General features: G+C 68.5%; 8 protein-coding genes and 1 other annotated feature. Of the genes, 6 read left to right on the top strand and 2 right to left on the bottom strand.

Annotated features, from left to right (window positions below):
• The 3 genes from RDU12_RS09815 to RDU12_RS09805 all read left to right on the top strand — a co-directional run.
• On the top strand, window positions 1-613 hold a 613-nt coding region (locus RDU12_RS09815; protein WP_308684532.1), incomplete at its 5' end, for a lasso peptide biosynthesis B2 protein.
• Window positions 610-2,412 carry an asparagine synthase C-terminal domain-containing protein gene (locus RDU12_RS09810; protein ID WP_308684531.1) on the top strand — a complete coding sequence of 601 codons (1,803 nt, stop codon included), beginning with the start codon at window positions 610-612 and terminating at the stop codon, window positions 2,410-2,412. The genes RDU12_RS09815 and RDU12_RS09810, both read left to right, overlap by 4 nt.
• 147 nt (window positions 2,413-2,559) lie before the next feature.
• Window positions 2,560-2,610 (top strand) — a sequence feature (sul1 is cis-regulatory element that is thought to sense ions involved in sulfur or methionine metabolism; They are found in Alphaproteobacteria).
• A gap of 270 nt (window positions 2,611-2,880) precedes the next feature.
• Window positions 2,881-3,219: a hypothetical protein gene (locus RDU12_RS09805; protein WP_300291069.1), complete on the top strand. Its 339-nt coding sequence runs from the start codon at window positions 2,881-2,883 to the stop codon at window positions 3,217-3,219.
• An 8-nt stretch (window positions 3,220-3,227) separates the two neighbouring features.
• Here RDU12_RS09805 and RDU12_RS09800 read toward each other — a convergent pair whose 3' ends face one another.
• Window positions 3,228-3,437, bottom strand: coding sequence for a cold shock domain-containing protein (locus RDU12_RS09800; RefSeq protein WP_308684530.1), 210 nt, complete (start codon window positions 3,435-3,437; stop codon window positions 3,228-3,230).
• A gap of 150 nt (window positions 3,438-3,587) precedes the next feature.
• On the opposite strand from RDU12_RS09800, the gene RDU12_RS09795 reads away from it, so the two are divergent.
• Genes RDU12_RS09795 through RDU12_RS09785 form a run of 3 tightly spaced genes read left to right on the top strand, consistent with a single transcriptional unit; the run spans window position 3,588 to window position 6,309 of the window.
• Complete coding sequence (locus tag RDU12_RS09795; protein WP_300291072.1) at window positions 3,588-5,069, top strand: SulP family inorganic anion transporter; 1,482 nt, start codon at window positions 3,588-3,590, stop codon at window positions 5,067-5,069.
• Between the two features lie 10 nt (window positions 5,070-5,079).
• Window positions 5,080-5,934, top strand: coding sequence for a universal stress protein (locus RDU12_RS09790; RefSeq protein WP_300291074.1), 855 nt, complete (start codon window positions 5,080-5,082; stop codon window positions 5,932-5,934).
• Between the two features lie 30 nt (window positions 5,935-5,964).
• Complete coding sequence (locus tag RDU12_RS09785) at window positions 5,965-6,309, top strand: TraR/DksA C4-type zinc finger protein (protein ID WP_300291076.1); 345 nt, start codon at window positions 5,965-5,967, stop codon at window positions 6,307-6,309.
• 232 nt (window positions 6,310-6,541) lie between these two features.
• Here RDU12_RS09785 and RDU12_RS09780 read toward each other — a convergent pair.
• Window positions 6,542-7,604, bottom strand: a 1,063-nt coding sequence (locus RDU12_RS09780) for a prolyl oligopeptidase family serine peptidase (protein ID WP_308684529.1), incomplete at its 5' end; no start/stop codon positions are given.

The following is a 7,604-nucleotide window of genomic DNA, read 5'->3' as shown; positions in this document are numbered from 1 at the left end:
CGTCCACGCCGTCGCCATCGGCGAGGATCTCGCCCTGCTCGATCTCGCGCGGGACGCCTATCTTTGCCTGCCCGACGGCGCCGCCGCCCTGGAGCCCGGCGCCCGGGACTCGCTACGGCAGGGGGCCGTGGCCGACGCCCTGCAGGCCGGGGGCCTGCTGGGTCCGGAGCCGCCGGCCCCGCGGCCGGCCCCGCCGCCACTTCCGACGCGGACCCTCATTCATCAGCCCCTGTCCCGCGCCGTATCGCCCCGAGGACTCGCCGCGGCGCTCGCCGTGCCGGCGGACATCCGTTGCGCCCGCCGGGGCGAGGGGCTGGTCGCCTGGCTGGCGCTCGCCGAGGCCCGCCGTCCCCTGTCGCGCGATGCGGAGGCGGTAGAGGCGGCTGCGCGGCAGTTCTGGACGATCGGCGCCTGGTTGCCGGTCGAGGGCGAATGTCTCGTGCGCTCCGCCATGCTGGTCGCCTTCCTGCGCCGCACGGGACTCGCGGCGGACTGGGTGTTCGGGGTCCGGCTCTGGCCCTTCGCCGCCCATTGCTGGGTGCAGCTCGACGACGTCTGTCTCAACGACGACGTCGAGCGGCTGTGGCCCTATACGCCGCTGTACCGCCGATGACGGTCCCGGGACCCGCAGACCATGGCTATCTGATCCTTGACCAGCGGGATCTCGGCGAGGCGTCCCGCGCGCCGGTCGAGGCCGCGATCGCGGAGCTGGTGCGCAAGGGGTGGCGCGCCTCGCACGCGGTCGAGGACCTGCAAGTCCTGCTCGGTCCGCGCGCGCGTCTCAGGGTCCGCCAGGTCGGCCGCCGTCATGTCCTGATCGGCGACTGGCGCGGGCCCAGGCCGCTGTCGACCCTTGTGGCCGTCAACAGCCGACCGGCGGACCTCGCCCGGGCGGTCGTCGGCGCCGGCTGGGGGCGCTACATCCTCGCCTGGCGCGACGACGAGGGCCGTCTCGCCCTGCTGCGCGATCCCACCGGCGCCGTCGACTGCGTCTGGTGGCGCCACGGCGGGGCCGTGCTGGCGGTCGCGGAGCCGCCGCGCGAGCTCGATCCGCTCCTGCCCACGGACCTGGCCATCGACTGGACCGTGCTGCGCGAGATCGCCGAGGCCCCCGAGCTGCTCGGCGACCGCTTGGCGCTGACGGGGCTGACCGCGGTCAATCCCGGGACGCTCGCCCTGATCGCCGGGGACCAGGCGTCCATACCGGTGTGGCGGCCCTCGACCTTCTGCCGGGCGGGCGCCGGGTGGGACGAAAGCCTCGGCGGCCTGGCCGGGGTGGTGGATGAAACGGTCGCCGACCTGGTCGATCCGCACCGCCGGGTCGTGGCCGAACTATCCGGCGGACTGGATTCGGCCATCGTCGCCGGCAGTCTGGCCGCGACCGGCCGGGCCGGGCGGGCCCGGTTCCTCAATTTCCATGGCGACTGGCGCGAAGGCGACGAGCGGCCCTGGGCCGAGGCCGTCGCCCACAGGCTGAAGCTCGACCTCGCCACGGTCCGCAAGCCGGTCGAGGCCATCACCCTGCGCCAGCTGCGCCCCCTGGGCGAGAGCGTGCGTCCGGCGCTCCAGGGCGTCGATGTCACCTATGACGGCGAGGTCGCCGCGCGCATGCGCCGGGGCCGGGCCACGGCCCTGCTGACGGGGCAGGGCGGGGACGCGGTCTTCTTCCAGGCGCCCGATCCAGCGGTGGCGGCCGACCGGTTCCGGCGCGAGGGGCCGCCCGGCCTGTCGCCGGCCTTTCTCGCGGCGGTCGGGCGCTGGACGCGGCATTCGGCCTGGACAGTGCTCGGCTGCGCCCTGGGGCTGCGCGCCACCGGGCCCCGGCCCACGTCCGGGCGGCGGCATCCGTGGCTGGAGGACATCGAGGATCTGCCGCCGGCCAAGACCGGACAGCTGCGCCAGTTCGTCAACGCCCAGCTGTTCTGGGGCGACTGCCTGCGCGCCCGCGCGGGGGATCTGCTCCATCCCCTGCTGAGCCAGCCGGTGGTCGAGCATTGCCTCGCCATTCCCGCCGACCGGCTGATCGCGGGCGTGCGCGATCGCGGTCTGGCGCGCCGGTCCTTCGCCGACCGCCTGCCCACGATGCTGATCGAGCGCCGCAACAAGGGTGATCTCAGCTGCTTCTACGGCCACGTCACCCGGGCCAGTCTCGCGACCCTGAGGCCGCTGCTGCTCAACGGCCTGCAGGTCGATCAGGGGCTATTGGACGGCAAGGCCCTCGAGCGGGACCTTGCGGAGGACCGCCTGATTGTCGGGCCGGGTTACAACCGGTTGCTGGTCGGCGCCGTCTTGGAGGTCTGGGCGCAGAACTGGGAGGGGCGGATCGCCGATGTTCGTCGGGCCCAAGTGGGGCCGACGTCATCGAGGGGCGCTGCCGCTGGCGTCGAATGGGTGCAAAAAAAGGCTCCCTGATTGGTCGAGGCCCAGACCAAGGTCCACACTGCGGCGCGAGGTGACTGTCGGCTTTCGAACCACGCTGACATTGGGCGAGGTCCGCCAAGGGACGCGCGCGTCACCGACTTGCCTTTCTGCACGGGCTCGGGCATTGAGCCGCCTTCCGCCGGACCCGCTTGCGGGTGGCTATCCCAAGCGCCTAACCCTTGGGGAAACTGCCTAGCTCAGGAAGCTGGGGCGCATCACGTGTGGCGGAGCACGTTCCCCGGCTGATTCTGAACGACCCCCATGGTTCTGCCTCCCCCTGCCCAGTTGCAGCGGCTGGAGCACGCGTTTGAAGTATGCAGTTGCGTTCTGACACTCGGCGTTTCTGGAAACGCACCGTCAGCGCTGGCGCTCTTGACGCGGCAAGCTCCGCCAACAGTCCTCGTTCGAACGAGGGACGGCCATACGACTGAAGTGGACGCGCCAGGGTACTCCGCGATCATGGTTCTGGGCCGCGCCGAGCATGACGCGTTGCCGCAGCATCTTCGCGAGTTGAGGTCGCGCCTGACCGGCTCCGGCGTTCTCGCTCTACCCTTTGAAACAGCTTTGGCCTCATGCCTTCGCTTGGCGCCCACCTTCTGGTCTGAGAAGTCGGAACCGGCGCTGTGGTCCGCTCAAGTTGCGGTCAAATCCGTCACCGCCGCCACGCTCTATCACTACGTCTTCAAGCCGCGCGCCGCCACCGGGGGCGTCGGCTTCGTCCTCGGGTGCACCCGACCGCTGGCAGACGAGCGCTATCGCGACACCATCGGGCGCGTTGCGACGGATTACCTTCGATGAAGGCGCGTTCATATCCTCCGCAGCTTGCTCGCCGACGGGCGGCCATCCCCATCGTGTCCGACCTCGAACTCGAAGCGCTGCCCTTTTTCAAGCCGGGTTTCACCTGCCGCCAGCACTTCGCTGATGTGGACGAACACCTTCGGCTCACGGTCATCACGCGAGATCATGGCGTAGCGTCCGGTCGGCGCGACAAACTTGATGGTGCCTGTCGTCACCACCTGCTGCGGTCCGACATTCGTTTCAGGGGATCAGTGCGGTCCATGTGAGCACAGTAGGAACATTCAGGAACTTCGGGTCAACCGACCCGGCTTGCACATAACGGTCGCCCACGGCGACAGCGCGGCGCGTGTCGCGGGAGAAGCTAACACATGAACTTGGCTGTCATTCGCCAGAACTGGTTTGGAAATCTCAGGGGAGACACTCTGGCGGGCCTCGTGGTGGCCTTGGCGCTGATCCCGGAGGCCATTGCCTTCTCCATCATCGCTGGCGTGGACCCGGCGGTCGGGCTGTATGCGTCGTTCGCCATCTGCGTCGTGATTGCGTTCGCCGGTGGGCGTCCAGGCATGATCTCGGCGGCGACGGGGGCCATGGCGCTGCTGATGGTGACGCTCGTGCGGGAGCATGGGCTTCAATACCTCTTGGCCGCCACGGTCCTGACGGGCGTGCTTCAGATCATCGCGGGCTTCATCAAGCTCGGCTCCCTCATGCGGTTCGTCTCCAAGTCGGTTGTCACCGGCTTCGTCAACGCCTTGGCGATCCTGATTTTCCTCGCACAGTTGCCGGAGCTGACGGGCGTCGCCTGGCCCACCTACGCCATGGTCGCAGGTGGCCTCGCCATCATCTACCTGCTGCCGCGCCTCACCAAGGCGGTGCCCTCGCCGCTGGTCGCTATCGTGGTCCTGACAGCGCTCTCGATCTCCATGGGCATCGAGGTCCGGACTGTCGGCGACATGGGCCAACTTCCTGCAACCCTGCCGATGTTCCTGATCCCGGACATCCCGCTCAATCTCGACACCCTTATGATCATCCTGCCGTATTCGGTGACGCTGATGCTGGTGGGCCTGCTGGAGTCGCTGATGACGGCGACAATCGTCGACGATCTCACCGACACGCCCAGCGACAAGAACAGGGAGTGCAAGGGCCAGGGCATCGCCAATATCGTCGCCGGCTTCTTCGGCGGCATGGCAGGCTGCGCCATGATCGGTCAGTCCGTGATCAACGTGAAATCAGGCGGCAGGGGCCGGTTGTCGACACTGCTGGCGGGCGTGTTCCTGTTGTTCATGATCCTCGTGCTCGGAACCTGGGTCGCTCAGATCCCGATGCCAGCGTTGGTGGCGGTGATGATCATGGTGTCGATCGGCACGTTTAACTGGGGCTCGATCAAGAACCTCCGCGCATACCCGAGGAGTTCCAGCTTCGTGATGCTTGCTACGGTCGTCGTCACGGTCGCGACCCACGACCTCGCCAAGGGCGTTTTCACCGGGGTTTTGCTGTCAGGGATATTCTTCGCGCAGAAAGTCGCGCGTGTGGTCGCGGTTCGCTCGACAGCGACCGACGATGGGCGCTCCCGCGACTATGTCGTCCTGGGTCAGATATTCTTCGCTTCGTCAGACGCCTTCGTCGGCTCGTTCGACTTCAAGGAAGCCGTCGATCATGTGCGCATTGACGTGAGCCGCGCCCACTTCTGGGACGTTTCCGCAATCGCCGCTCTCGACAAGGTCATCCTGAAGTTCCGGCGTGAAGGCACCGAGGTGGAAGTGACGGGGATCAACGAGGCCAGCGCGACCATGATCGACAAGTTCGCCATTCACGACAAGCCGGGCGCGCTCGACAGCCTGCTGAGCCACTGAGGATACCGCCATGACCAAGGTTCTCGCCTGTATCGACGCCTCGACCTACGGGGCCAGCATCTGCGACCACGCGGCCTGGGCAGCGCTCCAGCTCGGGTCTGACGTCGAGTTACTGCACGTGCTGGATCGCGCGCCTGACGCTGTGCCCCGCGACATGTCCGGGAGCATCGGCCTGGGCGCATCCGAAGACCTGCTCGAAAGCCTGACCAGACTGGATGAAGACCGCGGGCGGCTGCGCATGGAGCGGGGCCGGGTCATTCTCGCCGAGGCGGAGAAGCGGGTGCGGGCGCAAGGGGTGACGAACGTCGGCACGCGCCTTCGTCATGGCGGGCTGGTGGACAACGTCCACGAACTGGAAACAACCGCCCGCGTCGTCGTGCTGGGCAAGCGAGGCGAGCATGCGGATTTCGCAAAGATGCATCTCGGCGGCTCCGTCGAACAGGTCATCCGGGCCACTTCCCTGCCAGTTCTCGTCGCGTCGAGGGCCTTCAAGCCAATCGAAAAAATCCTCATCGCCTTCGACGGGGGAGCCAGTTCCCGCAAGGCCGTGGACTTCCTGCTGTCAGACCCCGCCTTCCGCCGCTTCGAGTGCCACCTGCTGATGGTCGGCCACCCGAAGAGCGACCACGCAAGCCACCTGAGCTGGGCACGCGACCGGCTGGCCGCATGGGGAGGCCGCCATCATGTCGAACAGCGTCCCGGAGACGCCGAGGGGGTCATCGGAAGCTATGTGAGCGAGGCGGGCATAGACTTGCTGGTCATGGGCGCCTACGGACACTCGCCCATCCGGCGGCTCTTCGTCGGCAGCACGACAACTGCCGTCGTTCGGTCATGTCTCGTTCCCGCCTTGCTGTTCCGTGGCTAGGCCCGGACGCGCCCGGCAGGAGGCTGAATCATGGATGACCTTTCCCCCGAGGTGATCGAGGGCTTGAAACAGACCTTGGTGCTTCGGCTCGCTGAGCTTCAGGCGCTGGAGGCGCTGTCCGATGACGACCGCAAGCCAGTGATCCTGGATCAGCAGAGCGTCGGGCGGCTATCGCGGGTAGACGCCATGCAGCGCCAGGCGATGGCGTTTGCATCCCAAGCCAGACGACAGCATGAGGCGCGAATGATCACCGCTGCGCTGACAAGGATCGCGACCGGCGACTTCGGCTACTGCGGGGGGTGCGGTGATCCCATTCCGCTGCCGAGGTTAAAGCTGGACGCCACGATTGCGACCTGCATCGAGTGTGCCGGATGATTTGAATGTGCCGCTCAGAACCTTTGGGTTGGCTGGCGCCCAGGATGGGGTGTGGAAAGCGCCAGAGGGGCCGGTCGGCGGCGCGGCCGGAACGATTCGAGCGTCTGACATCCAGCGAGGGCTTTGGGCCCGTTCGCGGGGACGACGACGCGCCTATAAGCGTCGTCGCGTCTCTCGGGGGCCAAGGCGGTTCACACTGCTACCAGCACTGGAAGCTGGCCGCCCCCTTCAATCACAGTGCCGCCTCAAGATATCGGTCCAGCCAGGCGAGGATCCGGGCGTGGAGGTCGCGCAGATTGGCCGGGCTGACGAACACATGGCCTTCGCCTGCATAGATCACGAGGTCGGCCTCGCGTCCCAGCCGGTAAAGGGCCCCGAACAGGACATCGCCGCCGGCCGGATCGAGGTCGCCCTCGATCAGCAGGACGGGCGTACGGATCCCGTCGGCGAGGTAGACCGGACTGTTGTCGACATAGGCGTCGGGTCGCGCGGGCAGGCTGGCGCCGATCGCGCCCTGACCGCTCTCGGCCCAGCCCGCCAGGGCGTTGATCGGCACCCCGTCGTCGGGGGAGACCAGGAAATGCGGCGTCAAGGCATAGACCCGGGAGAGGTCGGCGTATCCGGCCGAGGCGACCACGGCGCGGAAGCGCTCGCTCAGCGCCGCCGTCAGCAGGGCGGCGTGTCCGCCGTAGCTGTGGCCGATCAGGGCCACGCGGGCCGGGTCGATCGGCGCCTGTCGGGCCGCCTGATCGAGGATGGCGTCGATCCGTGCGGCCAGATCGTCCAGCCCCCGACCGTCGCCGCTGGGGCGAGGCAGGGAGGGCACAAGCACGGCGTAGCCGTGGGCGGCCAGGACGGCCGGATTGATGTGCCGCCGCTCTCCGCCGGGCCTGAGCCAGGAGGGCGGAACGGGGTAGGCGGCGCCGGGGTAGAGGACCACCGCCACGGGGGCCTTCCCGCCGCCTGGGTCCGGCGGTGGAAGCAGCAGCCAGCTGGTCAGGACCTGGCCGTCCGGCCCGGGGTGGGTGACGGCTTCGATCCGGCCCCAGGCCAGCAGGTCGAGCGCGAGGTTGAGCGCGGCGAGCGGATGGTCGCCGTTCGGGTCGCGGCGCAGCAGGCGGGTCGATCCGGTCGCCGAAACGCTCTGGACGACCGCGAAGCGCGCGTCCGGGCTGGCGGCGACGAGGGTCTCGTCCGAACCCAGGGGCGGCAGGCAGGCGCCGGATCGCGAGGCGCCGAGGCGGGCGAGGCAGCCGGCCTGCAGCAGGATGCCCGGCGCGAGCCGGACGTCGGCC

It is taken from the genome of Brevundimonas sp. (assembly GCF_031082345.1).
Taxonomy (GTDB): domain Bacteria; phylum Pseudomonadota; class Alphaproteobacteria; order Caulobacterales; family Caulobacteraceae; genus Brevundimonas.
The sequence above is the reverse complement of the archived record's forward strand: the minus strand, read 5'-3'. Positions and strand labels throughout refer to the sequence as shown.